The organism is Silvimonas terrae, assembly GCF_014202765.1.
Taxonomy (GTDB): Bacteria; Pseudomonadota; Gammaproteobacteria; order Burkholderiales; family Chitinibacteraceae; genus Silvimonas; species Silvimonas terrae.
Window position 1 is genome coordinate 53,588 of the sequence record NZ_JACHHN010000009.1, and the last position, 26,360, is coordinate 79,947.

At 60.0% G+C, this 26,360-nt stretch carries 22 protein-coding genes; 10 read left to right on the forward strand and 12 right to left on the reverse strand.

The annotated features are described in order from the left end of the window. Positions 1-67 precede the first annotated feature (67 nt). Positions 68-3,736 carry a DUF748 domain-containing protein gene (locus HNQ50_RS18285; RefSeq protein ID WP_184102660.1) on the reverse strand — a complete coding sequence of 1,223 codons (3,669 nt, stop codon included), beginning with the start codon at positions 3,734-3,736 and terminating at the stop codon, positions 68-70. A gap of 453 nt (positions 3,737-4,189) precedes the next feature. Between HNQ50_RS18285 and HNQ50_RS18290 the strand changes: the two genes are divergently transcribed. The 5 genes from HNQ50_RS18290 (at position 4,190) to HNQ50_RS18310 (ending at position 8,730) form a co-directional block, all read left to right on the forward strand. Further along, entirely contained in the window at positions 4,190-5,461 is a 1,272-nt protein-coding gene (locus HNQ50_RS18290; RefSeq protein WP_184102661.1) for an STAS domain-containing protein, read from the forward strand. 127 nt (positions 5,462-5,588) lie between these two features. Then, the gene (gene hslV / locus HNQ50_RS18295; protein WP_184102662.1) at positions 5,589-6,134 is read left to right on the forward strand and encodes an ATP-dependent protease subunit HslV; all 546 of its coding nucleotides are present in this window, start codon (positions 5,589-5,591) and stop codon (positions 6,132-6,134) included. 125 nt (positions 6,135-6,259) lie between these two features. After that, entirely contained in the window at positions 6,260-7,213 is a 954-nt protein-coding gene (locus HNQ50_RS18300; protein ID WP_184102663.1) for a biotin--[acetyl-CoA-carboxylase] ligase, read from the forward strand. Between the two features lie 3 nt (positions 7,214-7,216). Next, positions 7,217-7,975 (forward strand): type III pantothenate kinase, encoded by a 759-nt coding sequence (locus HNQ50_RS18305; RefSeq protein WP_184102664.1) that lies wholly within the window; start codon positions 7,217-7,219, stop codon positions 7,973-7,975. Beyond that, on the forward strand, positions 7,972-8,730 hold the full coding sequence (locus HNQ50_RS18310) for an SPOR domain-containing protein (protein WP_184102665.1): 759 nt from the start codon (positions 7,972-7,974) through the stop codon (positions 8,728-8,730). Before HNQ50_RS18305 ends, HNQ50_RS18310 begins: the two co-directional genes overlap by 4 nt. Before the next feature lie 21 nt (positions 8,731-8,751). Here HNQ50_RS18310 and HNQ50_RS18315 read toward each other — a convergent pair whose 3' ends face one another. The 11 genes from HNQ50_RS18315 to HNQ50_RS18365 form a co-directional block, all read right to left on the reverse strand. Further along, positions 8,752-9,972 (reverse strand): flagella assembly protein FlgT middle domain-containing protein, encoded by a 1,221-nt coding sequence (locus HNQ50_RS18315; protein WP_184102666.1) that lies wholly within the window; start codon positions 9,970-9,972, stop codon positions 8,752-8,754. Between the two features lie 75 nt (positions 9,973-10,047). Beyond that, positions 10,048-10,728 (reverse strand): tRNA (guanosine(46)-N7)-methyltransferase TrmB, encoded by a 681-nt coding sequence (gene trmB / locus HNQ50_RS18320; protein ID WP_184102667.1) that lies wholly within the window; start codon positions 10,726-10,728, stop codon positions 10,048-10,050. A gap of 159 nt (positions 10,729-10,887) precedes the next feature. Next, positions 10,888-11,340, reverse strand: a complete 453-nt coding sequence (locus HNQ50_RS18325) for a GNAT family N-acetyltransferase (RefSeq protein ID WP_184102668.1) — start codon at positions 11,338-11,340, stop codon at positions 10,888-10,890. Continuing rightward, positions 11,340-12,128, reverse strand: a complete 789-nt coding sequence (locus HNQ50_RS18330; RefSeq protein ID WP_184102669.1) for a thiazole synthase — start codon at positions 12,126-12,128, stop codon at positions 11,340-11,342. Before HNQ50_RS18330 ends, HNQ50_RS18325 begins: the two co-directional genes overlap by 1 nt. A gap of 63 nt (positions 12,129-12,191) precedes the next feature. Beyond that, the gene (gene thiS / locus HNQ50_RS18335; RefSeq protein WP_184102670.1) at positions 12,192-12,395 is read right to left on the reverse strand and encodes a sulfur carrier protein ThiS; all 204 of its coding nucleotides are present in this window, start codon (positions 12,393-12,395) and stop codon (positions 12,192-12,194) included. A 285-nt stretch (positions 12,396-12,680) separates the two neighbouring features. Then, the gene (locus HNQ50_RS18340; protein ID WP_184102671.1) at positions 12,681-13,391 is read right to left on the reverse strand and encodes an energy transducer TonB; all 711 of its coding nucleotides are present in this window, start codon (positions 13,389-13,391) and stop codon (positions 12,681-12,683) included. Between the two features lie 70 nt (positions 13,392-13,461). After that, positions 13,462-15,465, reverse strand: a complete 2,004-nt coding sequence (gene tkt / locus HNQ50_RS18345; protein ID WP_184102672.1) for a transketolase — start codon at positions 15,463-15,465, stop codon at positions 13,462-13,464. Between the two features lie 274 nt (positions 15,466-15,739). Further along, entirely contained in the window at positions 15,740-17,452 is a 1,713-nt protein-coding gene (locus HNQ50_RS18350) for a PHA/PHB synthase family protein (protein ID WP_184102673.1), read from the reverse strand. Positions 17,453-17,635: 183 nt separating this feature from the next. Next, positions 17,636-18,043, reverse strand: a complete 408-nt coding sequence (locus HNQ50_RS18355; RefSeq protein ID WP_184102674.1) for a hypothetical protein — start codon at positions 18,041-18,043, stop codon at positions 17,636-17,638. A gap of 145 nt (positions 18,044-18,188) precedes the next feature. Then, positions 18,189-18,887, reverse strand: a complete 699-nt coding sequence (murU, locus tag HNQ50_RS18360) for an N-acetylmuramate alpha-1-phosphate uridylyltransferase MurU (RefSeq protein WP_184102675.1) — start codon at positions 18,885-18,887, stop codon at positions 18,189-18,191. A 95-nt stretch (positions 18,888-18,982) separates the two neighbouring features. Beyond that, on the reverse strand, positions 18,983-20,014 hold the full coding sequence (locus HNQ50_RS18365) for an aminoglycoside phosphotransferase family protein (RefSeq protein WP_184102676.1): 1,032 nt from the start codon (positions 20,012-20,014) through the stop codon (positions 18,983-18,985). A 59-nt stretch (positions 20,015-20,073) separates the two neighbouring features. On the opposite strand from HNQ50_RS18365, the gene HNQ50_RS18370 reads away from it, so the two are divergent. The 5 genes from HNQ50_RS18370 (at position 20,074) to HNQ50_RS18390 (ending at position 26,320) form a co-directional block, all read left to right on the forward strand. Beyond that, entirely contained in the window at positions 20,074-22,254 is a 2,181-nt protein-coding gene (locus tag HNQ50_RS18370) for an LPS-assembly protein LptD (RefSeq protein ID WP_184102677.1), read from the forward strand. Positions 22,255-22,262: 8 nt separating this feature from the next. After that, the gene (locus HNQ50_RS18375; protein ID WP_184102678.1) at positions 22,263-23,555 is read left to right on the forward strand and encodes a peptidylprolyl isomerase; all 1,293 of its coding nucleotides are present in this window, start codon (positions 22,263-22,265) and stop codon (positions 23,553-23,555) included. Between the two features lie 5 nt (positions 23,556-23,560). Continuing rightward, complete coding sequence (gene pdxA, locus HNQ50_RS18380) at positions 23,561-24,559, forward strand: 4-hydroxythreonine-4-phosphate dehydrogenase PdxA (protein WP_184102679.1); 999 nt, start codon at positions 23,561-23,563, stop codon at positions 24,557-24,559. Between the two features lie 88 nt (positions 24,560-24,647). Next, positions 24,648-25,454 carry a 16S rRNA (adenine(1518)-N(6)/adenine(1519)-N(6))-dimethyltransferase RsmA gene (gene rsmA, locus HNQ50_RS18385; RefSeq protein WP_184102680.1) on the forward strand — a complete coding sequence of 269 codons (807 nt, stop codon included), beginning with the start codon at positions 24,648-24,650 and terminating at the stop codon, positions 25,452-25,454. A gap of 125 nt (positions 25,455-25,579) precedes the next feature. Then, on the forward strand, positions 25,580-26,320 hold the full coding sequence (locus tag HNQ50_RS18390) for an amino acid ABC transporter ATP-binding protein (protein ID WP_184102825.1): 741 nt from the start codon (positions 25,580-25,582) through the stop codon (positions 26,318-26,320). The last annotated feature ends 40 nt before the right edge of the window (positions 26,321-26,360 follow it).

Consider the following 26,360-nt stretch of genomic DNA (forward strand, 5'->3'; position numbering starts at 1 on the left):
GGCAAACCAAACGGGCGCCCCTGCTGGAGCGCCCGTTTGGTTTGGAATAACCCGGTTCAGACCCAAGTCAATTGAGCTTGAACGCCGCCCGCGTGGTCGGGCCGCCATCTTTGGGCTTGTCTGCGCCACCGCCATCGACACGCGGCTGGGTGACATAAAGCCGGGCGGCATCCACGCCTTTTTGCTGCAAGAAATCTTTCACCGCCAGACTGCGTTGGGACGCCAGTTGCCGCAAGTCGTTGTCATTGACTGGCAGGTGCGCGAACAGTTGTTTTTCCATTTCTTCGGTCGGCAGGGATTTATCCATGCCAATCAGGTTGGTCGGTTTATCCGGGAACTTGGCCTGTTTGTAGACCCGGGTCAGCAACTGCGGGTATTCCTGCGGGGTGATTTCCAGCGCAGATTCATCCGTGACCGTTTCGCCACGGTCGGTCAGTTGCCGCGCCTTGATCGCCTTCATGCGCGATTGCACCATCTGTTTGCGCAATCCCACCAGGTCGATATTCGGGTCGGCCCAACCGGTGATTTCCATCTTGATCGCCGGGCGATCGGTCAGCGCTTTTTGCAGCTTATCCAGGCTGTCCTGGGTTTTGGTATCCAGTACGGCGGAGCCCGGTTCAAAGGGGGCGTAGGCAAATTGCGGGCCGCCGCCAAACGCGTTGGCCAACAGGTCAAATGGCGCGGTGATGGCTTTTTCCAGCAGGTTGACGATGACCTTGATGATCAAGCCGCCCACGCTGAATTGCGGGTCATCCAGCGAGCCGGCCACCGGCAAATCCAGATTGATCTGGCCGTTGTGATCGGTCAGCAAAGACAGTGCAAGGCGCACCGGCAGTTTGGTGGCGTCCGGACTATCGACCTTGTCGCCCAGGGTGAGCTGGTCGAGCATGATCTTGTTCTGCGCCTGGAGCTTGCGGTTGGCAATCTGGTAGTGCACGTCCATCGAGAGCTTGCCTTTCTCGATGCCGTAGCCGGCGTATTTGGCCGAATAGGTCGATGCCGCCGCCAGTTCATAGCCTTTCACGGAGGCCGTGATATCCAGGAACAATTGTTGTGCCAGCGGGTTGAGCTGACCGCTGACCGCGACCGGGGCAATGCGGTCCACACTGCCTTTGATATCCAGCGTGGCGCGGGCGTCTTCGGCAGAAGAAAGACCGCTGATGGTCCCGCCCATATCGGTCAGGTTGGCCGTGTAATTAGGCTTCACAAAGTTGTCGGTGTAATTGATATTGCCGCCCGCCAGCTTGATGGTGCCGATGCGGATCGGCGGCAATGGTTTGGCCGGCGGCGCGTTCACCGGGGCGGAGGCGATCGCACCCGGTTTGGGTGTTGGCGTGGGCGTTGCGGCTTGCGGGGCCGAGGCGTTCATCCCGGTATTGGTCAGGGACACCCGTTGCCCGCGCGGCTGCCCTTCTTTGACGACGATGTCCGCCAGGTTCAGGTGACCATCCGGGTATAGCACCAGGCGGGAGTAAAAGTTTTGCAGCGCGACGGTATTGACGTTGACGCGCAGCGGTTCAAAGCGCGCGTCGATCCCGTTGACGTCCAGCGATTTCCATTTAAGAAAATCTTCGCCAGAGACCTTGTCGATCGAATACAGATCAGCGACCCGCAGATTGCCCTTGTAACTGCCGGTGAATTTGGGCGCCGTGCCAAAGACCAGATCGCCTTTCATGGAGACCTTGATGGTCGGCACAGTCACATTCAGCCAGCGCGAGAAATACGCCTGACCATAGCCGATATCCAGATTCTGCAAATTGAGCTTGAGCTTGCCGGCGGCCGGCGTGTTGGCAACCGAGCCAGAGACCTCGTACTTGCCACCATGCCCCCCCAGTGCCTGTAGTTTGATGTCGGTGGGTGTGGCGGACGGGTAATCAATCGGCCCGGTTTGTAGCGTCAGGCTTTTGAGCGTGACCGGCGGCAGCTTGGGCAACTGGTGATCCAGAAAGCGCGAACTGAAGTTGCTCACCGCAATACCGCTGGCGGTCACGCGCAGCGGTTTGCTGGCCGCAGTGCTACTGGTATGCGCATTGCCCGTCGGCTGCGGTTTGACGATGCGGGTCCAGTCAATCTGGCCATCGGTAGCGCGGGCGGCATTCCAGACCGGGTCGGTCAGCGCCACCTGCCCCAGATGGTAACGCTGCGCCGGCAAATCCAGTGCGGCCCCCGTCAGCGAGAACTTGCCCCACTGCAGGTTGCCATCTTTGATGTCCGGCAGATTGAGCTTGAGGTGGCTGATACTGGTATCAATCCCCGAAATCTGTGGCAACTCGCCCGGGGCCATGTGCACCGTGCTGTGCCAATCCAGCGTGCCATCGGCCAGCGTGGCGTTCAGAAACGAACCCACATACGGCTGATAGCGTGCCAGGGAGAGACCAGTAATCGTCAGGTCTGTTTGCACAGACAGGGGCTGCAAGGTCAGTGTGCCTTGCTGGCTGAGCTTTTCCCCGGCCGTGGTGACCGCATTCAATTGCATGGCAACGGGCGTTTTACTGTCCAGCGAGACATGCTGCAGCGTCAGGTCCAGCGGGTCCACCGAGGTACTGAACGCCGGTTTGACCGCTTCATCAATCCAGTCCACGCGGGATTTGCGCAGCGCCACACTGGCAATGGCCAGATCGGGCGGGCTGCCGGCCGCAGCGGTCTCCGCCCCGGCGGCAGATGCTGCGGCACTGGCCGGTCTGGCCTGGGCTTTGGCCGGTGCCAACGCCTGCAGCCAGTTCAGGGACCCATCCGCGGCATGCGCGACCGTCAGATGCAAACCCTCTGTTTCGACACTTTGCAGGTGATACACCCCGGCCAGCGGGCGGACGTCTGCCAGCACCGTGCGCATCTTGGGCAAAACCAGCAAGGGCTTGCCTGCGGCATCAGTCAGATCCACATCGCGCAACTGGGCGGAGCCTGTCAGACGCAATTGCGGGGCGTTATGTTCTTGCCGGAACACCAGTTGCAACTGGCTATCGAACTTGGCGGCCGGCAAGCGCAGACCCAGTTCTACCGGCACATACTTGAGATAAGACGGGATATCCAGCCCGTCTACCTTCAGGTCGACCGAGGTCTGGCGGGTATTTTCAAAGGGCGTGGTTTTGCCGTGGATTTCAAAGGGCGAGCCATCCAGCTTGAAGGCAAGGCTGGGTTCAACTTCGGTTTCCACAAACACCGGCAGGCTGGAGATAAACGGGATGCCCAGATCAATGGCCGTGACCGCACTTTGCTTGTTGACAACACGATCATCAAAATCGATCCGCCCGTTGTTGAGCCGGATGTTATAGAGCGCAAACCGGGGGAGCCCTTCCTCTTTCCTGGGCTTGGGTTCTGCGGCGGGCTTGAGCAGATCAGACCAGTTGTATTGCTGGGCGCCGGTGCGCTGCACCCAGATATACGGCGTATCGAGCGTCAGCTTTGATAACACCGGGCCCCGGCGCCAGAGGGATGCCCAGTCCAGATTGGCCGTAATGTGCGCAGCCGACAACACGGTTTTGTTGTGTTCACGCACATCCAGACCATCCAGCCGCGCCTGCAGTGTGAACGGGTTGAAAGCCATTCCCGCCACGGTAGTCGGGCGTTGCAGCGCGGCGCTGAGTGCTTTTTCCAGTTGCGGACGGGCCAGCCAGGGCACCAGTAAAAAACCCAGGATGGAAATCGCCACCAGTAGCACCACCAATCCTGTCAGCCAGCGCACAATGCGACCTGGCGTTTGCACAAAAGCGGTGATCCTGGTGGGCAGGGCAGGCATGCAGGTAATTCCGTAGAGGGTCAGACCGAAAATCAGACTATGGTGACAAAACGGGCATCCATTCTGCGCGATGCTCCGTACATGCAATAGGTATAGGCGTATTCTTACGCGGGGGCCAGACGGTAAAACGGGGGTCAATGTCGCGGGCAGATCACACAATGTATGCCGCTGATACAAACCAAACCGGCATTCTGGCTGCTTGCGCATGTAAGCAGGCTTCCCGCCGGGCCGCCTTACCGCTTAAAATCACAATTATAAGAATGATCAGAATTGATATGACCTGGGCACTTTACAAACTGCCTGGAAACCGGAGTGAACCAGAGTACCTTTGCAAATGTCATTACCGGGCGGCCATTATGGCCGGGACGTAATGTCAATGCCATGGCGCATTTCACTTGATCGGGCGTTAACCATGCCCGAGTGACTTTTGAATTCAGACCCGGATTAATCAACGTGGTTTTTTCGTTTTTCAAGAAAAAAGAGGGTGACGGCAAACCGGAGACGCAACCTGGCGGTCCGGTCACGTCTCCGCGCGCACCTGCCCCGGCCCCCGTTGCCGATGGCAACACTCGCCCGGCACCTGCCGCAGCGAACGCTGCACCTGCACCAGCGGCCAAAGGCGCCGCACCCGCGCCCGCCGCACCGGAATCGTCCAGCTACAACCTGCAAGAACTGACTATTGAAGTTGAGGACAGCAGCGGCGCCCATCTGAACGAGGCCGAAGAAGAAGCCGTTGTGCTATACGCCAATGGCCAGACTGCGGCCGCAGCGACCAGTCTGCGCGGCACCTTGCAGGCCATCAGCGGCCAACGCCGCGTCGAAACCTGGGCCATGCTGTTTGAGCTGTACCAGCAACTGAACAAGCGCGCTGATTTTGACGAACTGGCGCTCTTGTATGTGGTGGAATTTGAATCTACCCCGCCGTTGTGGCGTGAAGGCGGCCCTGTTGCTGCCACAAGCAGCGCCCCCGCTGCCGCCTCTGCGGGCTATATCGCGTTGCCGGCCCAGATGAACGGAGACAACACCTCCAAAGAGGTCGACCGTCTGGTCAAGACGTGTAAATCCGGCACGCCGGTCAAGCTGGATATGGCCAAAGTCACCGCGATCGACAGCATGGCGGCTGCCGAGTTGTTGTTTGGCTGGCAAAGCGTGCGCAAGGTGGGCAGCGTGGTGCAGATTGTCGGTGCGGACAATATGATCAAACTGTTGAGCGCCCGGATCGAGCCTGGCCGTACCGCACCCGCTGAAGCGCCTTACTGGTTGCTGTTGCTGGAAACCACGCAGGCCACCGGTAACCAGGATGCATTTGAGAACCTGGCCATTGATTACGCCGTGACCTACGAAGTATCGCCGCCGTCGTGGGATGGCTCTGCGGTGTTTACTGCGCCGGCCCCCAAAGCCGCTGCGGCCAAATCGCCCCAAGCCGCGACGCCAACCCCGTCCACCCACTCACCCGACCGCCTGGTGCTCTCTGGTGCGTTGCTGCAAGGCGCCGCCGCGCAAATGCAGAGCATCCGGGACTTTGCCAGTCAGCAAACCAAACCCGTGCTGGATTTTCGCGATGTGACCCGCGTGGATTTCGAAACCGCTGGCCAGATGCTGAATCTGGCCATGGAATTGGTGCAAAAAGGCGTAGTGGTACGGATTGCCGCTGCCAATGCGCTGGTCGCCGGCATGCTGCGCTTGATGGGCATTGGCGATCTGGTGGAGATTGGCGGGAACTGATGCCGCCGTGCTGCGCGCTCCACCCCAAGCCCGGCCCTGCGCCGGGCTTGTTGCTTTGTCACGCTTGAACAGATCCGCAAACGTCCCCACTTGCTCTTCAACAACCTTTGACTGGCAGGAAGAATTCATGGAGCAATTTGACGGAACAACGATCGTCTCGGTCCGCCGTGGCAGTGATGTCGCAGTGGGTGGTGATGGCCAGGTCACGCTGGGCAATGTCGTGATCAAGGGCACCGCGCGCAAAGTACGCAAGCTGTACAACGACAAAGTAATTGTCGGCTTTGCTGGCGGCACGGCTGATGCCTTTACGCTGTTTGAACGGTTTGAATCCAAGCTGGAAAAACACCAGGGCAACCTGACGCGCGCCGCCGTAGAACTGGCCAAGGACTGGCGTACCGACCGCATGCTGCGCCGGCTGGAAGCCATGCTGATCGTGGCAGACCCCACCGCTACGCTGGTGATTACCGGTAATGGTGACGTACTGGAGCCTGAGCAAGGCATTGCCGCCATTGGTTCTGGCGGGGCTTACGCGCAGGCCGCTGCCCGCGCATTGCTGGAGCACACCGATCTGCCACCGGCCCTCATCGTGAAAAAAGCGCTGGAGATCGCCGGCGACATCTGTATTTATACCAACCAGAACCACGTGGTTGAGACGTTCACCGAAACGCCTTGATCCGCACGCTCTGACCGGCCGGCGCAAGCCGGCTTTTTTTCGGGCTGCCGCCGAAACAACACCGCCGGCCACGCCATCCACGGCGCAACCGCACTTTGTGCGGTAGCTGAGCTAAAATCTGCGCCATGAACCATACCCTTGCCTGTTTGCGGCACCTGAATGCCGAAAACTTTGTTTCTGGTGCCTTGATTGCCCAGGCGCTGGATTTGTCTCGTGCCAGCGTCTCCACCGCACTGGCCATGGCAGAAAACTACGGTGTCACGCTGGAACGCAAACATGGCGTGGGCTATCGGCTGACTGAATCCATCGACTGGCTGGATGCGCGGGAAATCCAGCGGCTGCTGCCGCGCCACGGGGTATTGCATGTGGATGTGGCAGACCGGACAGACTCGACCAACCGGCAGTTGCTGGCAGCGCCAGCGCATGGCCTGGCGCTGGCGGCAGAATGGCAGGAGCAAGGCCGTGGCCGCATGGGTCGCCGCTGGCAAGGCCGTGTCGGTGGCACCCTGATGTTCTCGCTCGCCTGGTCCTTTCCGGGCGGCGCGACCACCCTGGCCGGCTTGCCGCTGGCCATCGGCAGCATTGTGGCGGAAACCATCGCACAATGTGGCGTCGAGCAGATCGCGCTCAAATGGCCCAACGACTTGTTGATTGGAGATGCCAAGGTCGGTGGCATTCTGATTGAACTGACCGGCGATGCGCTGGGCCCGGCGTGGGCGGTGATCGGCATCGGCCTGAACATGCTGCCGCCGGCAGTGGAGGTGGACAAGATTGTCACCGGCCTGAACGCGCATGGACTCAATGTATCGCGCAATGACCTGCTGGCCCGTTTGCTGGAAAAACTGGAACACGGCCTGGAACGCTTTGCCCGCAACGGCTTTGGCGATTTTCACGCTGACTGGGAACGCCGCCACGCCTGGCAAGGCCTGCCGGTGACGCTCAGCCGGCCGGATGGCCAGCATCAAGCCGGCATTGCCGCTGGGGTCACCGCCGATGGCGCTCTGCGCCTGGCCGACGCCAGCGGTATTGAAACCTTGATTCATGCGGGCGATGTCAGCCTGCGCCTTGCGGGCAACTAAGCCATGATTCTGTTGCTTGATCTGGGCAATACCCGGCTGAAATGGGCGCATGCCCACACGCGCGCTGAGTGGGGCGACGTGGTTGAAGTGGAGGCCGCCGATGATGCCGCCTGGCACAATCTGTTCTACGCCCTGCCCCGCCCGCAGCGCGTGCTGGCCTGCAGTGTCGGGCAGCCACATATCCGCGATTTTCTGACCCGCGCCGTGTTTGATTTGTGGGGTATCCAGATTGAGTGGCTGACGGTCACGCGTGAAGCGCTGGGCGTAGAAAACCGCTATCGCGTGCTGGAACAGCAGGGGCCGGATCGCTGGGCTTCGGTACTGGGTGCGCGCAGCTTGTTTCCCCATGAAGCGCTGGTGGTCGCCAATGCCGGTACGGCGCTGACAGTGGAAGCGCTAACCGCAGATGGCGTCTATCTGGGGGGCAGCATCCAGCCTGGCTACCGGCTGATGAAACAATCCTTGTTCCAGGGTACCGCCCGCCTGCCACTGGCCGATGGGCGGGTCCATGACTATCCGACCTCGACCGAAGACGCCATCGAGACCGGCTGTCTGAGTGCCCTCACCGGCAGCATCGAATCCATGTTCGAACGACTGACGGGGCGCGCAGAAGAACCGCGCCTCTTGCTCACCGGCGGCGATGCACCCCGGTTGTCGGCGTATCTGAAAACCCCGCATCAACGGGTCGAGAACCTTGTTCTGCATGGCCTTGCCGCGCTGGCCTTCAGCGCTGCCCCAACCCGCACGGAACCTGACGCATGAAATGGATTCTGGCCATTCTCCTGGTCGCCAACATTGTTTTTTTTGCGCTGGACAAGTTTTTTCCCAACGCACTGCCGACCATTTTGCCCTTGCATGAGGTCAACGCCGATAAAGTGCATATCGTGACGGGCAACGCGGGCTTTGCCAGCCAACCGGCCGCCAGTACCGCCGCCACCGCGTCAGAGACCAGCAGCGCAACGCCAGCACCGTCACCAGAACCCACGGCAGCACCGACCCCCGTCAAGACGGCCGCCACGCCCACCCCGGCGCCGGTAGCACAAGTCACCACCAGCGGGCCGCAAGTGTGTCTGCGCTGGACCGGGCTGACCGGCGATCAGGCAGATACCGCACGCACCCGCCTCAAGGCGTTGAAGATCGTGGCCAATGAACAAAATCTGGGCGCCAATGCCAAGGTCTGGGTGTACATCCCGCCGCAACCCGATCTGGATGCGGCCAAGCGCAAGGCAGAACAATTGGCCGAGTTGCAGATTGATGACTACTTTGTGGTCAACAACGGCAGCAAATGGCAAAACGCCATTTCGCTTGGGGTGTACTCCACGCATGAAGCGGGGGAACGCCGCCTGGCCGATCTGCGTGCCAAGGGGGTGAAATCTGCCGTCGTCCGTGACAAGGACGATGCGCTGCGTCATACCAGCTTTATCGTCAAAGGCATCACGGACACCCAGCGCGACGCCCTGCAAAAAGCCAGCGCGACCCTCAAGGGAACCGTGCTGGAGCCCACGCCCTGCGGTTAAGCACGGCATGGGTCCGGGCGGTCAGGGGTTGAGTTTCATCACCTGAACGCCATTGGCATTGCTGGCCGGCTGCGGCGCGGTATCCGCCGCGGTCTGGTCTGGCGCTGCGGGCGCGTTGAGCGGGCGCGGCGCAAAACGTACAAAGTCACCCGGCTGCGCCTGGTTTTTCTCGATGCCCACGGCCGCAAATTGCGCCTGGACATCCCGCACCGTGACCGTACCAGCGCGATCTTCCGGCAAACCAAAGCCAAAGCCCGGGTTGGCCCCCGGTGGCGAGATGAACTGCATGCCGGCTTTTTGGCGGAAGAACTGCAAGCGATCCCCTGGTGCAATACCCGACAGCGCGCCGGCATCTACATACGCAATATTGTTATCCACCCGGGTAACGCGGGCAGAAAATGGCACACAAGCCGCGTCCGACTGCATGGCAACCACCAGTTGGTCCGCAACCTTGCCCAAGGCTTTGCCAAAGTCCGTTTTCATAAAACCGGCCGAGCCGACGGGCTGGCTGTCTCGCGCCAGAATTTCACCAGAGACCTCCGCCTGCACCCGACGCTGCGTAATCAGCGCGCCGGACACCGCATCAAACAGAAACACCTCAATATCGGCATGGCGCGTCGAAGGGGTGGCTTTGATGCCAACGCCAAAGAAACCGATGATCGGGCCGTCGGCCTCCAGCTTGCGCTCGCCCTGGCGGGTGTCGGTGCCGTGGGTGAAGTGATAGGTTTCGCCTTCGGTGGAGATATCGTGGACGATGCCGCCCAGCACCATCTGCGTACCAAACTGCCGCCCCAGGAGGCGCACCTGATCGGGCATGAACACCGGCGCGTCGTAGCGCGGTAGCAGGTCAAACGGCACTTCCTGCTTGCTGGCGCTGGTCAGCCAGCCACCCGCGCGGGTCAGCCGCTGCTGGAAGATATCCTGCATGCCACCCTGCAGCTGGCGCAAATCTACTGCCTGAGAGGGCTGACTGACCCAGAACGGGGTCACCAGTACCTTGCGCTTGTAGGGCATGGCGGCGCAACGTGGCGCGGCGATGGTATCCCCGGCCAGCGTCAGGCCATCATCCTGACCGGCCGCCGCTGCGCCAGTACCGCTTGTGGCCGGCGCGCTGGCGGCGTGGCCCGGGTAGCCCGAATAACCCGGCCCTGGCGATTGGGCATCGGCAAGGGTGGTCGAAGCGGAGGCCAGCAGACCCAAAGCACAAAGGCTGTGGCAGATCGGACGCAAGTTCAAAGCCATGTGCAGCACCCAAAAAGGCGACTTCGCCATGATATATGGATAAACGCGGGACGACCGATCTGGCGCACAGAACGGTTAGCGAACCTTGAACACCAGGTCCCACACGCCGTGGCCCAGATTGATTCCGCGCTGTTCAAACTTGGTCAGTGGGCGATAGTCCGGGCGCGGGGCATACCCCTCAGCCGTATTTTGCAGTGCGCTCTCGCCACCCAGGACTTCCAGCATCTGGATGGCGTAGTCTTCCCAATCCGTCGCCAGATGCACGTAACCGCCCTGTTTGATACGGCTGACCAGCAACTTGAGAAAGTCCGGCTGGATCAGGCGGCGCTTGTTATGGCGCTTCTTGTGCCACGGATCCGGGAAAAACACGTGCACGCCATCCAGGCTGGCCGGGGCGATCATGTGTTCCAGCACGTCCACCACATCATGCTGCACGATGCGGATATTGGTCAGACTCTGCTCGCCCACCAGTTTAAGCAGACTACCGACGCCCGGCGTGTGGACTTCACAGCCCAGGAAATCCTGCTCTGGCGCGTTACCCGCGATCTGGGCGGTGGCCTGGCCCATGCCAAAACCGATTTCCAGAATGCGTGGCGCATGGCGGCCAAAGGCGGCATCCAGGTCCAGCGGTTCCGGCGTGTACTCGATGACGTATTTGGGGCCGAACTCGGCGATGGCGCGTTCCTGGCCGGTCGACAAATGCCCTTGCCGCAGTACGAAACTGCGGATACGGCGCATGTAATGTGGGTTATCCATAACAATCAGTGCTCAGAATCAATTTCAATCAGATATTCAAATAGCGTAGCCCCGCCAACACAGCGCGGGCAAACAAAACGCCGCACAAACCGTGCGGCGTTTTGCCAAACTGGGGGCATGTTAAAGCCAGAAGCCGCTTTGCGCCAGACCAGCCCCGGATCAACGGGCCAGCGGCAGGCTGTAATAGCGGTAGGTCTGGTCCAGCTGGTAGCCCAGGGACTCGTACAAGGCCTGCGCCGTGGTGTTGGTATGGGCAGTGGACAAATCCAGCCGGTCTGCCCCCGTTGCCAGTGCGTGCTCCCGCGCTTTCTCCATCAACGCCCGCGCCACGCCATGACCCCGCGCTGCCGGGCTGACGTACAAATCATTGAGCAACCAGAACGGGGCAGCGGCCAGCGAACAAAAGCCCGGATACAACTGAATGAAACCCACCGCGGCGCCATCCAGTTCTGCCAGCAACACCACGCTTTGCAGTCTGGACAGCCTTTCTGCCAGATAGTGGCGGGCCAGTGACGGATCAGACGCCAGTTGATAGAACACGCGGTAGTCATCAAACAGCGGTGCTACGGCGTCCAGATCATCCAGCGCTGCGTAACGGACGTTCAGCGCCATTACTTGGCCCCGATCAGGCCGGAAATCGGGCTGGACGGGTCAGCGCTGTACAGTTTGCGCGGCATGCGGCCGGCGAGGAAGGATTCGCGCCCGGCTTGAACCGCCAGGTTCATGGCACGCGCCATGCGCACCGGGTCTTTGGCACCGGCAATGGCGGTATTCATCAACACGCCATCGCAACCCAGCTCCATGGCAATCGCCGCATCGCTGGCCGTACCCACACCCGCATCGACCAGCACCGGGACCTTGGCGTTTTCGATAATCAGCCGCAGATTCCACGGATTGAGGATACCCATGCCCGAACCAATGAGCGAGGCCAGCGGCATCACCGCCACGCAGCCAATCTGTTCCAGTTCTTTGGCAATAATCGGATCGTCCGAGGTGTAGACCATGACGTCGAACCCGTCTTTCACCAGGGTTTCCGCGGCCTTGAGGGTTTCGCGCACGTTGGGGTAGAGCGTGGAAGAGTCGCCCAGCACCTCCAGCTTCACCAGCTTGTGCCCATCCAGCAGTTCCCGCGCCAGGCGCAGCGTGCGCACGGCGTCATCGGCCGAGTAGCAACCGGCGGTGTTGGGCAGATAGGTGTATTTGCTGGGCGGTACGGCATCCAGCAAGGACGGCTGGCTGGGGTCCTGGCCGATGTTTACGCGACGAATCGCCACGGTGATGATCTCGGCGCCGGAGGCTTCAATGGCTTCGCGAGTCTCGTCAAAGTCCTTGTATTTACCCGTACCCACCAGCAGACGCGATGAATAAGTTTTGCCGGCAATCTGGAAAATATCGGACATGAGTAACCTCGCAAAGAAATGAAGAACGGGTAAAGCGGGAAAGAATGTCAGGTAGCGCGTGAATCAACCGCCACCCACGGCGACAACGATCTCTAGTGCATCGCCATTGGCCAGCGATGTCTCGGCAAAGGTGCTGCGCGGCACGATCTCGCCATTGCGTTCAATGGCCACGCGCTTGCCGGTCAGTGACAGTTCCTGCACCAGATCAGCCACTGTCAGCACGGCAGCAAACTCGCGCGGCTGGCCGTTAATGGAAAGCTTGAGCATGAAAGAGACCCGGGGCCGGACAGAAAGATGCGCAGTTTAACATGGCATCTGGTGTGGGCTGGCGTATGCCACATGGATTGTTTGCCTTGGGCAAGGGATTTGGAGATGGTCTGCACCACTACGTCGTCATTCCGGCGAAGGCCGGAATCCAGGTGTACACATTCGTGCCGCAAGCACCTGAAAGTGGTTTGCCAGGGAACGCCCACCTGCGGCGGGCCTACTGGATTCCTGCTTGCGCAGGAATGACGAGGTTTGGGTATGCCAGTCTCCCCTCCTCACTTCTCATCAATCCGTCAGCCTGAACTCCACCGGCTGGATAATCTCTCCGGCTACCCGGTGCCCAGCCTGCATGGCTGGGGCAAAACGCCAGCTTTGCTCTACAGTCATGCGGGCCGCGTCATCCAGCCTGACCGAGCCGCTGGTTTGCGCCACGTTCACCTGTGCCCCACCCTGTTCATTCACCCGGATACGCAAGATCACCGTTCCCGTTTCACCGCGCTTGCGGGCGGCCTCGGGCAATGCCGGCTGTGGCGACGCCAGGATGCGTGCCGGTTTGTCAGGGCCGGGCTCGGCGTTCCCGGCCGGGTTGCCAGACGCTGCCGCAGCGCTGTTCAGCGTGCCCGCGCCGTGATCGCCATGCTCTGTGGGTGCGGAGGCCGGCGCATCACCGGTTGTGGCGCTGGCGCTCAAGGTCGGGTTCGTCGCCGGTGCCTGACGCGGTGTCGCCAGCGCCGGTGGATGCGCGCCCGGCGGTTTTGGCGCCTGGTGGGTGGGCGCGGGTGCGGCCTGAACGGCTGGGGTAGCGGTGACCGCGGCCTCGCTGGTGTTCACCAGTCGCACCGACACCACCGCTGCCGGCGGCACACCACGCGCCAGCCAGCCGCGCCAAAGCAACAGGCATCCGTGAGCCAGCAACGCGCACAACAGCGCCAGCAGCAAAGTGCGGCGGGAAGAAGAGAACGGGGTTTTCACAGTCAGGATTATACGAGCCCGCACAAAGAAAAACGGGCACCCGCAGGTGCCCGTTTTTTTCATGACCACATGAATGTGGCAATGAAGGTACGGCTTACTTGATGATGGCCTTGGCCTTGGCCACGGCGTTTTCAACCGTGAAGCCAAACTCCTTGAACAGCAGCGGAGCCGGAGCGGATTCGCCGAAACGGTCCATACCCAGCACGTCGCCTTCCAGACCCACATACTTGCGCCAGAAGTCGGACACGCCCACTTCGATCGCCAGACGCGGCACACCAGCCGGCAGGACGCTGGCTTGATAAGCCTTGTCTTGCTTGTCGAACACGTTGGTCGACGGCATGGACACCACGCGCGATGCAACGCCTTCGGCAGCCAGAGCTTCGTGCGCCTTCACGGCCAGATCCAGTTCAGAACCGGTGGCAATGAACACAACCTTCGGGTTGGCCGCATCACGCAGCACGTAACCACCCTTGTTGATGTTGGCGATCTGTTCTTCAGTACGCGTCTGGAATTGCAGGTTCTGACGGGTGAAGATCAGGGTCGACGGGGTCTTGGTCTCTTCAATGGAATGAGCCCACGCCACCATGCTTTCCACGGTGTCGGCCGGACGCCATACGTTCATGTTCGGGATGTAACGCAGGGTTGCGGTTTGCTCCACCGGTTGGTGAGTCGGGCCGTCTTCGCCTACACCGATCGAGTCATGCGTGAACACGAACAGTTGCGGAATCTTCATCAGGGCAGCCATACGCAGCGCATTGCGGGCGTATTCGCTGAACATCAGGAAGGTAGCGCCATACGGACGCAGACCGCCGTGCAGCAAGATACCGTTCATGATGGCGCTCATACCGAACTCGCGCACGCCGTAGCTGATGTAGTTACCGGACAGGCTGTTGTCTGCCTCGCGGGTCAGCTGCACGCTGGCCTTGACGTTGGTCAGGTTGGAACCGGTCAAGTCAGCGGAACCACCCAGCATTTCCGGCAGGTTCGGCACGAACGCGTTCAGGGCGTTTTGCGACGCCTTGCGGGTAGCAATGGTTTCAGCCTTGCTGTTGGCTTCAGCCACAGCGGTCTTCACCACTTGCGCCCAGTCTGCGGTCAGACGGCCAGCGTTACGGCGTTCAAACTCGGCAGCCAGTTCCGGGTGGGTCTTGCTGTATTCGCGGTACAGCTGGTTCCAGGAGGATTCCCACTTTTCGCCAGCTTCTTTCTTGTCCCAGCCTGCGTACACGTCGGCGGGAATTTCGAACGGGCCGTGGTTCCAGCCAATGGCTGCGCGGGTAGCGGCAATTTCAGCGTCGCCCAGCGGGGAGCCGTGGCTGTCGTGGCTGTCGGCCTTGTTCGGCGAACCCTTGCCGATGATGGTCTTGCAGCAGATCAGGGTCGGGCGATCAGTGATGGTCTTGGCTTCTTCGATGGCCTTGAGCACGGCTTCAACGCTGTGGCCGTCGATCGGGCGGATCACGTGCCAGCCGTAGGCTTCGAAACGGCCCGGGATGTCTTCGGTAAACCACTTGTCGGTGTGGCCGTCGATGGAGATGTTGTTGTCATCCCAGAAGGCAACCAGCTTGTTCAGGCCCCAGGTCGCGGCCAGTGCACACGCTTCGTGGCTCACGCCTTCCATCATGCAACCGTCGCCCAGGAATACCCAGGTGCGGTGGTCAACCACGTTGAAACCCGGACGGTTGAATTCTTGACCCAGCAGTTTTTCAGCCAGTGCAAAACCCACGGCGTTGGCAATACCCTGACCCAGCGGGCCAGTGGTGGTTTCAATGCCTTCGGTGTAGCCGTATTCCGGGTGGCCCGGGGTCTGGCTGTGCAGTTGGCGGAACTGCTTGAGTTGTTCGATCGACAGGTTGTAGCCGGTCAGATGCAGCAGTGCGTACTGCAGCATGGAGCCGTGGCCGTTGGAGAGGATGAAGCGATCGCGGTTAGCCCAGTGCGGGTTCTGCGGGTTGTGGCGATAGTTGCCTTCGCCCCACAAGGCCACTGCGATTTCCGCCATGCCCATGGGCATGCCCGGGTGACCGGAGTTGGCTTTTTGAACAGCATCCATCGCCAGAGCGCGGATGGCATTGGCGAGATCGGCACGCGTTGCCATATGAGAATTCCTCTCGTAATAGATTCGAAACAGCTTCGAGTTGTGGAAATGAAATGAGCGCGAACGGTTCGTTACGCGCCTTCGCACTGGCCGACATTATCCCCGAGTCATGCCCCTGGGGACAACCCGTAGCCCATGCAATTCTCGTTACGTTTTAAACACAAAGGCCCAAAGCGGCAAATCAGACGGCCAGACGCACCAGAACGGGTCGTTTTACGGCGTTTTCCCAGCCGGTTGAACGGTGTTTCCGGCATTTGGCCGCCCAGACATAAGGTCATTCCATTACATATTGACCGGGTGCCGCCCCAATGCGCGGGTATTGGCGGTTGGAAAGCTTGGGTTTGACCTTGTTGCCGCTGACAGGTTGCAGCCATTGCACCCAGGACGGCCACCAGGAGCCTGCGACCTTTTGCAGATCTTTGACCCAGTCGTCTGGCGCCTGACCCCGCGTGACACCGGCCTGCCGGTAGGTGCGTTTGGAAGTCGGAGTGGGCGGATTGACAATGCCCAGAATATGCCCGGAACTGGAGAGGGTAAATGTCACTGGCCCCTTCGCCAGCCGCGTCAACGCCCAGGTTTGCTGCCAGGGTGCAATGTGGTCTTCTTCGGTGGACACCATAAACAACGGTGTTTCGATGCGGGAAAGATCGATGGGCTGGCCGGCAATGGTCAGCACGTCTGACTGAATCAGCCGGTTGTGGAAATAGAACTCCCGCAAGTAATAGCAGTGCATCTTCTGCGGCATGCGCGTGGTGTCCATGTTCCAGTACAGCACGTCGAACGCCATGGGGGTTTCGCCCAGCAGATAGTTGCTGACCCAGTAATTCCACACCAGGCTGTTGGGTCGCAGCATGCGGAAACTGGCGGCCATCTCGCGGCCATCCAGATAACCCTTCTGCGCAATGGTGCGCTCGACAAACGCCAGGCCCTCTTCATCCAGAAAGATGTCGATATCGCCGGGTTTGGAAAAATCCGTGAGCGACGTCAGCAGCGTCGCGCTGTTGATCTTGCCGGCCTGCCCGCTTTTGGCCAGCCAGGCCAGGTAAGTTGCCACCAGCGTGCCGCCGATACAGTAACCGGTCAGGTTGACGCTATCGCTGCCGGAAATGGAACGCGCCACTTCCACAATCTGGTCGATGCCATCAACGATGTAATCATCAAAACCGACCTCGGCCGCATCCGGACCGGGATTGACCCAACTGGCGATGAATACCGAAAAGCCCTGTTCGGTCAGATATTTGACCATGCTTTTTTTGGCATCCAGATCCAGCACGTAATACTTGTTGATCCAGGGCGGCACGATCACCAGCGGGATTTTGTACACGTCCGGCGTGACGGCATCGTAATGGATGACTTCCAGCAACGGCCCGCGATAAACCACGGCTCCCGGCGTCAGCGCCAGGTTCTCGCCCACCTTGAAGGCATCCGGATCGGTCATGGCGATTTCACCGCGCTGGGCGTCCCGCGCCAGATTCTCCAACCCTTTGACGAGTGATTCACCCCGCGTTTCCAGCGCTTTGGCCATGGCCACCGGGTTAAGGAAAAAATAATTGTTGGGGGCGATGGCATTCAGCCATTGGCGCAACCAGAACGCAGAGCGATTGCGTTCGCCCTGAGACAACCCCGGCGTGGCGAACAAGGAGTCCTGCAGCCAGCGGGTATTGAAGAGATACCACTCTTTGAGGCTGTCCCAGGCTGGGTGATCGGTCCAGTCGGCGTCGGCAAAGCGGGCGTCATCCGGATGCGCAGCAAACACGTCATCCACCGGCTGCCCTTGCCAGCGTCGCCAGGTGTAATCCCCCCAGCGTTTGAAATCGTCGTACCAGAAGGCCAGTGCACCCGTCAGTTCGGCCGGATGAGTGAGCCAGGCCTGCTGCGCCTTGAGCGTGGTGGCAACAAGGCCAAACGGGTCGAAAGCATGGCGCAGATCGCGTTGCAGTGTATTCAGACGGGCTGTCTGATCTTGCAACAATGCACGTGTGGACATGGTAACTCCGTGATCTGACAGGACTTTCAGATTACGGTGCGACGCAGCAAAAAACAATGCAGGATTTGGCGGGGAACTGATAAAGCGCGGGGCTTGTCGGTGGCCAAAAACAAAACAGCGCCCGGTTCTGACCGGTGCGCTGTCGGGTGGTTCGTCAGACGCCAGGATACGGCGCGGGCAGAATCAGGCGCTGGTATTGAGCACGCTGCCAGGTGCGTATGGCAGCGTTTGTGACTGGCCGTTGGCGCCGGGAATGATGATGTTGAGGTTATTGCTACTATCCGGTTGCACAGTCCAGGTGGTGCTGCCGGTCGTGGTGGCGGACTGGTCTGCGGCCACAGCCATATAAATCTTCATATTGGTTTCGGCCGTTTTGGACAGGTACAGCGTACTGGCGATGTCTTTCTGGGTATCGGAAAGCTGGTTGCGTGTCTGCCCGGAGATGTTGCCAGTGGCCGGCAATTGCGTGGCGCTGCCGGTATCCGCCGGTAGCTGGGTCGCACTGTTGGTGTTAGCGGGCGTTGGCGTCGTACTGCGCGACTGTTGCAATGATTGCAGATTGCTTGCCTGGGTTACTGAGCCGACTTGCATGACGCACCTCCACCTGATTGCTTTCGATAGCCATCACAATACCAATGGCATTTAAGCATGCTAAGTGAATAATACTGTGCAAAATCAGGCAGTTTTACCGACAGCCAGTCGATTTGGCCGCTGGCCTGGCCCATCCAGCACCGGATCAGCCCCCGGATCGCACCAGATCATTGGCGGCAGCCAGCCGTTCCACCGTCCCGACATCCAGCCATTGGCCGGTAAAGACCTCTGCGGTCATCTGCCGGGCGGTCATGGCGCGCAAAAAATGCGGCAACAGGGGTGAGGGCTGATCTTGCGGCACCTCCGCAAAAAAAGCCGGGGTATAGACGGCGATGCCAGCAAAGGTCATGGGCACATCCCCGGCCCCCGCCGCTTTGGCATAGCCCGCAGTGTCTACCGCCAGATCCCGTCCGGTGGGGTAATCGGCCTTGGGCATCAGCACCAGATGACCGCTGCATTCCGCGTTTTGTGCCATCCGGGCCATCACCGGGCGCAGTTGGGCAAAGTCATAGTCGGTAAAGATATCGCCATTGATGACCATAAAGGGCGCGTCACCCAGCAAAGGCAGCGCATGGGCGATGCCGCCTGCGGTTTCCAGCGCGGTACTTTCTGGGGAATAACGGATATGCACGCCCCACTGGCGGCCATCGCCCAGCGTTTCTTCCACCCGCTGCCCCAACCAGGCATGATTGATCACCAGATCGGTCACACCGGCGGCAGCCAGTTTTTCGATGTGCCAGACGATCAACGGCTTGCCACCGACGTCCAGCAGGGGTTTGGGGCAGGTATCGGTCAGCGGCCGCATGCGCTCGCCGCGCCCGGCCGCCAGGATCATTGCTCGCATGAATGCTCGCTGTGAGGTGTAAGGGGTGAGGCGTAAAACCGAAGAGCGCTGCGGGTTTGGCTCTTCGCCTCACACCTCTCTCCTCACGCCTCACATCAGAACGTAAAACCGCTGTCGATCTTTTCGCCCTGGGCGTTGAGCAGAATGCGATACAGCCCGGTGAGTTCGTCATAGCGCTGGCATACCTTGCGCATATAACCCAGCACGCGTGGCAGATCATTCAGGTAGCGGTCTTTGCCATCGCGCAGATGCAGGCGGGCGAACAGGCCCAGCACCTTCAGATGACGTTGCAGGCCTTGCCACTCGAACGCTTTGTAAAAACTACCGAAATCGTCGTTGACCGGTATACCGGCCGCACGGGCTTTTTCCCAATAACGGATCACCAGGTCCAGCACAAAGCCTTCGTCCCACTCGATATACGCATCCCGGAACAGGCTGACCACGTCGTAGCACAACGGGCCTTTGACCGCGTCCTGGAAGTCGATCACATAAAGATCATCGTTTTTGACCATCAAGTTGCGCGAGTGATAGTCGCGCAGCATGAAACCCTGTGGCTGCGACAAGCACTGGGCCACGATCAGCGCCGTGGTGCGCTCCCAGGTCTGCAAGGTCTTGCCTTCCAGTTCTGCCCCCAGGTATTTGCCCAGATACCACTCCCGGCCGATTTCCATTTCGCGGCGCAAGAAACTGGCATCAAATGCAGGTAAATGCTCAAACGCCATGCCTTTCTGGATATCCACCAGGGTGTCGATGGCGCGCAAATACCAGGCTTTGGCCGCTGTTTCATCGGTCAACAGATCGGCCAGCAACACGTCGCCCAGATCATCGAGCAAGGTCAGGCCCAGGGTTTCATCGTGCGCAATAACGGCAGGCACCTTGATGCCGCCCGCAGCCAGTTGCTGGCCAATCGCCAGAAAAGGCTGGACGTTAAAGGCCTGCGGATCGGCATCCATGACGATCAGTGTGCGATCCGGCCAGGTGGCGCGCCAATAGACGCGCACGCTGGCGTCGGAGCCGCCCGGTTTCAGGCTTTGCGGCGTAGTCAGCGTGACCTTTTGGAGCCAGGCATTGATCTGGTCAGCGCGCTCCGGGGTACCGGGCGCGGCAATGTGAACGGTTTGCTGCATGATAGGGACTGCATTGCGGTAGAATCCGGCAATTCTATCAGCACGTCGCCCTGGCCCGCATGTTTGCCATTCCTCCCTATCGTTGCTCCGTCCTGATGCTGGCGCTGGTCAGCGCCCTTGCCAATGCTGCCGAAAGCGGCCAGACGCAAGAAGATGTGCCCGTTTCCATTGAGGCCGACCACATCGAAGGCCAGCAACCAGACAACGCCAAAGCCACCGGTGATGTGCAGATCACCAAGGGCGATGAATACTATTACGCCGACTGGGCGACCTATAACCAGACCGATCAGCACCTGAAAGCAGGCGACAACGTTCGCATGGAGCATCAGGGCGACGTCATGAAGGGTCACGAGCTGGACTACTTCATGGATCGCAAGGAAGGGACGATGTCCGATCCCGACTACCAGATCGCCCAGGGGCTGGGGCGGGGTAACGCCGTGACGCTGCTGTTTGAAGGTGACAAGATTTATCACCTGCAAAAAAGCCGCTTCACCACCTGCCCGGTCGATAACGACAGTTGGTACATCCACGCCAACAATATGTGGCTGGACTACAACACGAACAAAGGCGAGGCCACCAACGCCTGGATCGAGTTCAAAGACACGCCGATCCTGTACATGCCGTATATCAACTTCCCGTTGAGCGATGCACGGCAGTCGGGCTTTCTGGCGCCGGCGCTGGCCTTGAATAACCGGAATGGTCTGGACCTGACCATTCCGTATTACTGGAATATCGCGCCCAATATGGACGCCACCTTCTACCCGCGCTATTTCAGCCGTCGGGGGATGATGGTGGGGGCCGAGTTCCGGTATCTGGAACCGACCTACAGCGGCATTTTGCGCACGGACGGGCTGCAAGACAAAGAAGCGGACATGAGCCGCTACGATATTTTCTGGAAGCACTCGCAAGCACTGACCGATCGCCTGCACCTGTCGCTGGATATCGAAAAGGTCTCGGACGACAACTTCTTCAACGACTTCGGTGACCGCGCGGCCGTTGCATCCCAGACCAACCTGCCCCGCCAGGGTGTGCTGAGCTACAACGGCGATGGCTGGAACACCTCGGTAGACTGGCTGCACTATCAGACCCTGCAAAGCACGGTCAACCCGATTGCCATTCCGTATGCGCTGTCGCCGCAGATTGATTTCAATACTGCCCCGACCTTCCTGGATGGCAAGATCCAGACCAACGTCCAGGCAGAATTCACCAACTTTACGCATCCGAGCGAAACCAACGGCTACCGCACCTGGGTTTACCCCAGCGTGTCGGTCCCGTTCCTGACCTCGTACAGTTTTATCACGCCCAAGATTGGCGTCCATGCCACCAACTACCAGCTTTCTGCCCCGGATGGCACCAGCGAGGGTAGCGAAAACCGCGTCCTGCCGATCATGAGCCTGGATAGCGGGCTGGTATTTGAGCGCGATCTCGATATTCAGGGCGACAGCTTTACCCAGACCCTGGAGCCGCGCGCGTACTACCTGTATATCCCGTACAAAGATCAGTCCAACCTGCCCAATTTCGATTCGGCGCTGACGGACTTCTCGTACTCGCAGATGTTCTCGGAAAACCGCTACACCGGTAACGACCGGATCAACGACGCCAACCAGATCACCGTCGCGCTGACCTCGCGGATTTTTGAGTCAGAAACGGGGATCGAGCGGCTGAACGCGACCATTGGCCAGCGTTTTTATTTCCAAAGCCCGCGTGTCTCGCTGGATACCTCCGACCTGCCCAATAGCAGCAAATCTGACCTGCTGGTGTCACTGGGCGGTGAAGTCATCCGCAAGCTCAATGCGCAGTATGAAATCCAGTACAACCTGCAAGATCATACGACCACGTACAACTCGTTCAATCTGTCGTGGCGGCCGGATGTGGCCAAGGTGCTCAACCTGCGTTACATCTACAGCACGTACACCGCGCCCTACATCAAACAGATTGATCTGTCAGGCCAATGGCCGATCTCTTCAGGCTGGTATGGCATTGGCCATGTCAACTACTCACTGATCAAATCAGACCCCAACCGTTTTCTGGATACGCTGGCCGGGGTTCAATACAATGCGGGCTGCTGGGGTCTCCAGTTGGCCGCGCAACGCTACGTCACCACTGACGGCGGCACCAGCAACACGTACTATGTGCTGCTTCAACTGGGCGCGCTGGGTGGTTTGGGTACCAACCCGACCTCTGCGCTGCGGACGGCAATTCCGGGTTACTCCGACATTTCTGGTAGTTCTAACAAGTGATAGCCTTTATGAAGCTGAGCTCTACTTTTGCGCTGCTGGCACTGGTGTGTGCTGTTGCTGCACCCCTGTCCAGCGCAGTCGAGGTCCAGACCGTGGACCGCATCGTCGCTGTGGTCAATCGCGACGTCATTACGGCCAACGAACTGGCCGCCCGCGTCGTTCAGGTCAAACAGAACCTGAAACAACAGAATATCCCGGAGCCGCCGACCGACGTGCTGCAACGCCAGGTGCTGGAGCGCATGGTCAACGAGCAGGTACAAATCCAGTTTGCGACATCGACCGGCATGAAAGTCGACGATGCCCAACTGGACCAGGCCACCGCCGCGCTGGCCAAGCAGAACAAACTCTCGCTGCCGGATTTTCGTAAAGCCCTGACCGAACAAGGGATTGCCTGGGATCAATTCCGTCGCGAAATCCGCACCGAAATGATCCTGCAGCGCCTGCGCCAGCGTGAAGTGGACAACCGCGTGGTGGTCACTGACGCGGAAGTCAACGAATACCTCAAGCTCAACGCCAACAAACCGCAGATGGAATACCGTCTGGCACACATCCAGATTTCCGTACCGGAAAACGCCACGCCGGATGAAGTGCAGGCACGCCGCGCCAAGATTGTCGCCGCCCGCCAGGCCATCAACTCCGGCCAGGACTTCGGTACCGTTGCCGCGCAGTACTCCACCGCCAAAGACGCCACCGAAGGTGGTCAGCTGGGTTGGTATCCCGCTGGTAGCCTGCCGGAGCAAATGGTGAATTTGCTGGCCCAGCTGCAACCGGGCCAACTGACCGACATCATCCGCAGCCCGGCCGGGTTTGAACTGGTCAAGCTGATGGAAGTACGCAAGCAGGAAGACCATCAGGTGGTGCAGCAAACGCATGTGCGCCACATCCTGATTCGTCCGACCGAGCTGGTTTCTGAAAACGAAGCCAAGGCCAAGCTGAGCCAGATTCGTGACCGTATCCTGCAAGGCGCCAAATTCGAAGACATGGCCCGCGCCTTCTCGGAAGATGGCAGTGCCAACAAGGGTGGCGATCTGGGCTGGATCAACCCGGGCGAAACCGTGCCCGAGTTCGAACAAGCCATGAACGCCCTCAAGCCGAACGATCTGAGCGAGGTCATCCACACCCAGTTTGGCTATCACTTGATCCAGGTGCTGGAGCGTCGTGATCAGGACGTCACCGAAGACCGTGAACGCCTGACCGTGCGCAATGAACTGCGCAAGCGCCGCGCTGACGAACAGTACGAAAACTGGGCGCGTCAGCTGCGTGATACCGCTTACGTTGATATCCGCCTGAAAGACGAATAAGCAGTATGGGTACGCTGCCCCGCATTGCAGTCACCAGTGGCGAGCCCGCCGGCATCGGTCCGGAATTGCTCGCTGCGCTGGGGCAGATGAATTTGCCGGCACAGCTGGTGCTGCTGGGTGACCAGGATGTCTTGCAGGCACGCGCCGCGTGTGTCGGCAGCGCCGGCCACTGGCCGGCTTATACGCCGGATACCGTTGCACCGGTCTCGGTATTGCATATCCCGGCGGCAGCACCGGTAACGGCGGGCAAGCTGGACACCCGCAACGCCCAGCACGTGCTTGATCTGCTGGACCGCGCGGTGGACGGCTGCCTGGCGGGTGAATTTGCCGCTATCGTCACCGCCCCGCTGCACAAGGGCGTGATCAACGAAGGCCAAACCAGCCAGAGCGGCCAGTTCTTTTACGGCCATACCGAATATCTGGCTGAACGCACCCACACCCCGCGCGTGGTGATGATGTTGACCTGCGAGCAGATGCGGGTGGCGCTGGCCACCACCCATCTGCCACTCAAAGATGTCCCGGCCGCGATTACCGCACAAAGCCTGACTGAAACGCTGCGCATTCTGCACGCGGACCTCAAGCACAAGTTTGGCATTGCCACCCCGCGCATCCTGGTCGCCGGCCTGAATCCGCACGCCGGGGAGTCCGGGCACCTGGGGCATGAAGAAATCGACATCATCACGCCCACACTGGACGCCCTGCGCGCCGAGGGCATGATGCTGATCGGCCCGCTGCCGGCCGATACCCTGTTCAACCCGACTCAATTGCAGCGCGGCGACGCCGTACTGGCCATGTACCACGACCAGGGTTTGCCGGTGCTCAAGTTCGCCAGTTTTGGCAGCGGCATCAACGTCACGCTGGGCCTGCCGATCATCCGCACCTCGGTCGATCACGGCACCGCGCTGGATCTGGCCGGCACGGGCAAGGCCGATGTCGGCAGCCTCGTCGCCGCCACGCAACTGGCCATTGAACTCGCGCACGCAAAAAGCCGCGCTGTCGCATAATCAAACGCAAGCCTGGCCGGGCCTGCTGGTACCGCCAGCCGGCGCTGCCGGGCATTGCATCCATCAAGCATTCAGGTAACCGCACCTCATGGGCCATATTCCACGTAAACGCTTCGGGCAGAATTTTCTGCAAGATCAGGGCGTGATCTACGACATCGTCAACTGCGTCGACCCGCGCCCGGGCGAGCCGGTGGTGGAAATCGGCCCGGGTCTGGCCGCGCTGACCGAACCCCTGATGACGCGGGCCGGGCATTTGCACGTGGTGGAAATCGACCGTGATATCGTCAGCCACCTCACACAGCGCTTCAAACCAGAACAACTGACCATCCACAATGTGGATGCATTACAGTTTGATTTTGGCGCACTGGCGCGGGAAATCGCGCCCGGCTCGCGCATTCGCCTGGTGGGCAACCTGCCGTACAACATCTCGACGCCGCTGTTGTTCCATCTGGCCGAGTTTGGCAGCAGCATTGCCGACATGCACTTCATGCTGCAAAAAGAAGTAGTCGAGCGCATTGCCGCCGAACCGGGCACCGCCGATTACGGTCGGCTTTCCATCATGTTGCAGGTGCGCTTTGCCACCGAATACATGCTGGACGTCCCGCCGGGCGCGTTCTACCCGCCGCCCAAGGTAGATTCTGCCGTCATCCGCATGATCCCCTGGCCGACGCCGCCGTGGCCGGTCGATGACATGCCGACGCTGGAAAAACTGGTCCAGACCGCTTTTGCCGCGCGCCGCAAAACCCTGCGCAACAATCTGCGGGGTGTGGTCGACGATGCGCAATTGATCGCGCTGGGCATCGACCCGGCCCAACGTCCGGAACAGATCACGGTCGAGCAATTTGTGCGCCTTGCCAACTGGCTGTTTGCACAGCGCGCTCAGGACGAGGCGTAAGCGATAACCCGCGTGGTCAAAACAGACTGATTGTCGTAAATTCAGAGACTTCGCCAAGCGGCAGGACGGTGGTCCTGCACAGATTATCCAACCGGGCATCACCAATGAACGCTGAAGACAGCACCATGATCCGCTTCAACCAGGTCAACAAATGGTATGGCCGCGATCACCACGTGCTCAAGAACATCAGTCTTGAAGTCAAAACGGGCGAGGTGGTGGTGGTCTGCGGGCCGTCCGGTTCGGGCAAATCCACCCTGATCCGCACCATCAACCAGCTGGAAGCCATCAATGATGGCGAAATCTGGGTCGACGGTATTCAGGTCAACAACCCCAAAACCAATATCAACCGCCTGCGCGAAGAAGTTGGTTTTGTGTTCCAGCACTTCAATCTGTACCCGCATTTGTCGGTCGTCGAGAACATCACCCTGGCGCCCATCCGCGTGCGCAAGATGAGTGAGGCCGATGCCAACCAGCGCGCGATGGAACTGCTGGAGCGTGTCGGCCTGGCACACAAGCGTGACGCCTACCCCAGCCAGTTGTCCGGCGGCCAGCAACAGCGCGTGGCCATTGCCCGCGGGCTGGCCATGCAACCCAAAGTCATGTTGTTTGATGAGCCGACCAGCGCGCTGGACCCGGAAATGATTGGCGAAGTGCTTAAAGTGATGCAGGGTTTGGCTGAATCTGGCATGACCATGATGGTTGTTACGCACGAAATGGGCTTTGCCCGTGAAGTGGCTGACCGGGTAATTTTCCTTGATCACGGCGAGATGCTCGAACAAGGTGCGCCCGAGACATTCTTCCAGAACCCGCAACACGAGCGCACGCGCCAGTTCCTGCGGCAGATCCTTGCCCCCATGCACGGCTAAGGTGCGCTCACGCACTTCTACGGGGCCGGCCAACCACCGG

What these genes read in the sequence shown, in the direction of transcription:
- HNQ50_RS18285 (WP_184102660.1), bottom strand. Translation starts at nt 3,736, where the DNA reads ATGCCTGCCCTGCCCACCAGGATCACCGCTTTTGTGCAAACGCCAGGT.
- hslV (WP_184102662.1), top strand. Translation starts at nt 5,589, where the DNA reads ATGGAGCAATTTGACGGAACAACGATCGTCTCGGTCCGCCGTGGCAGT.
- HNQ50_RS18300 (WP_184102663.1), top strand. Translation starts at nt 6,260, where the DNA reads ATGAACCATACCCTTGCCTGTTTGCGGCACCTGAATGCCGAAAACTTT.
- HNQ50_RS18305 (WP_184102664.1), top strand. Translation starts at nt 7,217, where the DNA reads ATGATTCTGTTGCTTGATCTGGGCAATACCCGGCTGAAATGGGCGCAT.
- HNQ50_RS18310 (WP_184102665.1), top strand. Translation starts at nt 7,972, where the DNA reads ATGAAATGGATTCTGGCCATTCTCCTGGTCGCCAACATTGTTTTTTTT.
- HNQ50_RS18315 (WP_184102666.1), bottom strand. Translation starts at nt 9,972, where the DNA reads ATGGCTTTGAACTTGCGTCCGATCTGCCACAGCCTTTGTGCTTTGGGT.
- trmB (WP_184102667.1), bottom strand. Translation starts at nt 10,728, where the DNA reads ATGGATAACCCACATTACATGCGCCGTATCCGCAGTTTCGTACTGCGG.
- HNQ50_RS18325 (WP_184102668.1), bottom strand. Translation starts at nt 11,340, where the DNA reads ATGGCGCTGAACGTCCGTTACGCAGCGCTGGATGATCTGGACGCCGTA.
- HNQ50_RS18330 (WP_184102669.1), bottom strand. Translation starts at nt 12,128, where the DNA reads ATGTCCGATATTTTCCAGATTGCCGGCAAAACTTATTCATCGCGTCTG.
- thiS (WP_184102670.1), bottom strand. Translation starts at nt 12,395, where the DNA reads ATGCTCAAGCTTTCCATTAACGGCCAGCCGCGCGAGTTTGCTGCCGTG.
- tkt (WP_184102672.1), bottom strand. Translation starts at nt 15,465, where the DNA reads ATGGCAACGCGTGCCGATCTCGCCAATGCCATCCGCGCTCTGGCGATG.
- HNQ50_RS18350 (WP_184102673.1), bottom strand. Translation starts at nt 17,452, where the DNA reads ATGTCCACACGTGCATTGTTGCAAGATCAGACAGCCCGTCTGAATACA.
- HNQ50_RS18355 (WP_184102674.1), bottom strand. Translation starts at nt 18,043, where the DNA reads ATGCAAGTCGGCTCAGTAACCCAGGCAAGCAATCTGCAATCATTGCAA.
- murU (WP_184102675.1), bottom strand. Translation starts at nt 18,887, where the DNA reads ATGCGAGCAATGATCCTGGCGGCCGGGCGCGGCGAGCGCATGCGGCCG.
- HNQ50_RS18365 (WP_184102676.1), bottom strand. Translation starts at nt 20,014, where the DNA reads ATGCAGCAAACCGTTCACATTGCCGCGCCCGGTACCCCGGAGCGCGCT.
- HNQ50_RS18370 (WP_184102677.1), top strand. Translation starts at nt 20,074, where the DNA reads ATGTTTGCCATTCCTCCCTATCGTTGCTCCGTCCTGATGCTGGCGCTG.
- HNQ50_RS18375 (WP_184102678.1), top strand. Translation starts at nt 22,263, where the DNA reads ATGAAGCTGAGCTCTACTTTTGCGCTGCTGGCACTGGTGTGTGCTGTT.
- pdxA (WP_184102679.1), top strand. Translation starts at nt 23,561, where the DNA reads ATGGGTACGCTGCCCCGCATTGCAGTCACCAGTGGCGAGCCCGCCGGC.
- rsmA (WP_184102680.1), top strand. Translation starts at nt 24,648, where the DNA reads ATGGGCCATATTCCACGTAAACGCTTCGGGCAGAATTTTCTGCAAGAT.
- HNQ50_RS18390 (WP_184102825.1), top strand. Translation starts at nt 25,580, where the DNA reads ATGATCCGCTTCAACCAGGTCAACAAATGGTATGGCCGCGATCACCAC.